This window comes from Mesorhizobium sp. WSM4817 (assembly GCF_055811135.1).
The window spans coordinates 1-2,861 of the sequence record NZ_JBVVQQ010000062.1; the positions used below are offsets into that span (position 1 = coordinate 1).

The following is a 2,861-nucleotide window of genomic DNA, read 5'->3' on the forward strand; positions in this document are numbered from 1 at the left end:
GGCACCTGGTCTTCGGCGATGGCGAGCACAAAGTCCATGTTGAGTTGTTGACATACCAGTTGGCGGTCTCTTTCGCGTCCTTACAGCGATAGGCGACGTGGTGAATTCTCTCGATCTTCATTGGAATGGCTCCTCTGCATTGGCCCTGCTCCGGACACTTCCACCCGGAGCTGCGTCCTCCCTTGTCATCATTCCTATTGCTGTGGGTCCGCCGCCGCCCTAAGCGCATCACTCAACACCCGGCCGTCCCCGATATGATTGGCCAGAAGCAGAACCAGCCGCGCATTGATGGCGGCACTTTCGGCCTTGCTTCGCCCGTCGTGCAGAGCCAGCAGCTCGGCGTAGAAATCGTCCGGCTGCGGAATGTTCGGAGCCGTATTGAGTGTCGTCATCGCCGGTTTTCTCCCGTCAGCGTCCCGTGGCCTTCGCAAGCGCGGCTTCTACCCCCGCGCGGTCGAACGCGGTCCAGCGCGCCGCGACGTGCTGGTCGGGGCGCAACAGATAGACCGCCGAACCCGCATCGCCGAGATAGCGCTCTCGCAGCGCGTCGGTCGGATCGTCCGCAGCCGACAGGGCCAGCCGCTCGGCCGCAATGACGCCGCTTTCGATCAGGTCGGGCGCCTCGGCTTCAATGGTAAGAAGCTGGAAGCGGTCGCCCAGCCGGTCGAGCAGCCAGCCGCCCTTTATTGGCGCATCGACGGCCGGCGAGCCGGGCCGGGTGCGCGGCGGCAGCCCCTGCGCGTCAGGGCCGTTGAGCGGCGAGCCGTCATAGGTGCACGGCACCGACAGGCGCCCGGAATTGACCAGCGGCCGCGCGAAGGCGAAGTGCTCGGACAGATCGAGCACGGCATCGCGAAAAATCCGGCTCATCCCCGACTTCGGCGTGATGAAGTCAGTCGACCGGCTGGAGTTGAGGATGTTCTCGTCGGCGCCATGGATACGCTCGGTATCGTAGCTGTCGAGCAGGCTTTCGGGCGCCCTGCCGTCCATTACAAGCTTCAGCTTCCACACCAGGTTGTCAGCATCCTGCAGGCCGGAATTGGCGCCGCGCGCGCCAAACGGCGAGACCTGATGCGCCGAGTCGCCCGCGAACAGCACCCGGCCGTGGCGGAAACTCTCCATGCGCCGGCACTGGAAGGTGTAGATCGACACCCATTCGAGTGTGAATTTGGCGTCCTCGCCCAGCATTGCCTTGAGCCGCGGGATGAGGTTCTCCGGCTGCTTTTCCCGCTCCTTCTCGATGTTCCAACCGAGCTGGAGGTCGATGCGCCAGACGCCGTCGGGCTGCTTATGCAATAACGCCGATTGGCTGCGGTTGAAGGGCGGGTCGAACCAGAACCAGCGCTCGGTCGGAAACTCGGCGTCCATGACTACGTCGGCAATGAGGAAATTGTCCTCGAACACGCGGCCGATGAAGTCGAGCCCCATCATCGCACGGATCGGCGAGTTGGCGCCGTCGCAGGCGACCAGCCAGTCGGCACGCAGGCGGTAAGGGCCTTCCGGCGTGTCGATGGAGAGCATCACCCCGTCGCGATCCTGTTCGACCGCCGTGACCTTGTTATTGCCGCGGATTTCGATCGGCCTGCCTTCCGCCTCCAGTTCGCACACGCGGTCGACGAGGAATTTTTCGAAATGGTACTGCTGCAGGTTGATGAAGGCCGGCCGCCTGTGGCCGGCCTCCGGCAGCAGGTTGAACTCGTAGACCCGGCGGTTCCCGAAGAACACCTTGCCGACGTTCCAGACGATGCCCTTTTCCACCATCGGCTCGCCGCAGCCCAGCCGGTCCAGGATCTCCAGCGGCCGCTTGGCGAAGCAGATCGCGCGCGAGCCGAAGCTGACCTTGTCATTCTCATCCAGCACCACCACGGGAATGTCCTGGCGGGCGAGATCGATGGCGCAGACCAGACCGACCGGCCCGGCGCCTACCACAACAACCGGACGGCGCACTGGCGCGATTGCGTCCTGATCAGGGGAGCGCCTGTAGGGATAAAGCGGCGTCTCGAAGATCTTTGCCATGTGTCCTCCCGCCGGGTCGCGTCCGGACTGCTAGCCCTGAAGTTCCGCCCACATCTGTCGGTCGCGCTCTGCGGTCCAGATGCGCGGCATGTCGATGCCGAGCGCCTCGTCGTAGGCGCGGGCGACGTTGAAGGGCAGGCAGTGCTCGTAGATAGCGTAGGATGCGAATTTCGGATCGCACGCCGCGCGCGCCGCGTCCCACGCCTCCTTCAGCGAGCCACCGCCCTGCGCCACCCGCGCCACCGGCCGGTAGGTGGAGCTGACGAAATCGGCAGTGTTGTCGAGCGCGGCATTGACCTTCTCCGCGCCAACCAGCGCGTCGCCGCGTCCCGGCGCGATCGCATCGAGGTCAGACGACCGGATCGCCTCCAGCGTGCGCGGCCAGTCGGCAAAATGGCCGTCGCCGCAATAGCAGGCCGAATGGTACTCGACGATGTCGCCGGTGAACATGACGTTGGCGTCGGGCACGAAGGCGACGATGTCGCCTGCCGTATGCGCGCGGCCAAGGAATTCAAGGTCCACCCGCCGCTTGCCGAGATAGAGGGTACACCGGTCGTTGAAGGTCAGCGTCGGCCAGGTCAGGCCGGGGATCGTCTCGTGGCCCTGGAAGAGGCGCGGAAACCGGCCGAACTCGGAGTCCCAGTCCTCCTGCCCGCGCTCGGCGACCATGGTGCGCGCCTTCTCCGACATGATCGTCTGCTGCGCGCCATAGGCCGAAGCGCCGAGAACCCGCACAGCGTGATAATGCGTCAGCACGACATAGTTGATCGGCTTGTCGGTGACGGTCCTGACCTTCTCGATCACCTTGCCGGCCAGTCGGGGCGTGGCCTGAGCGTCGATCACCA

At 64.9% G+C, this 2,861-nt stretch carries 3 protein-coding genes and 1 pseudogene; all 4 read right to left on the minus strand.

The annotated features are described in order from the left end of the window. Positions 1-121: pseudogene (locus tag AC0L2K_RS34310) on the minus strand (VOC family protein); the annotation flags it as partial. A 73-nt stretch (positions 122-194) separates the two neighbouring features. After that, positions 195-392: a DUF2783 domain-containing protein gene (locus tag AC0L2K_RS34315; protein WP_152713663.1), complete on the minus strand. Its 198-nt coding sequence runs from the start codon at positions 390-392 to the stop codon at positions 195-197. A gap of 16 nt (positions 393-408) precedes the next feature. Further along, positions 409-2,016, minus strand: coding sequence for an FAD-dependent oxidoreductase (locus AC0L2K_RS34320; RefSeq protein ID WP_473533574.1), 1,608 nt, complete (start codon positions 2,014-2,016; stop codon positions 409-411). 30 nt (positions 2,017-2,046) lie between these two features. Further along, positions 2,047-2,861: MBL fold metallo-hydrolase (locus tag AC0L2K_RS34325; protein ID WP_473533575.1), on the minus strand; the 815-nt coding region annotated here is incomplete at its 5' end.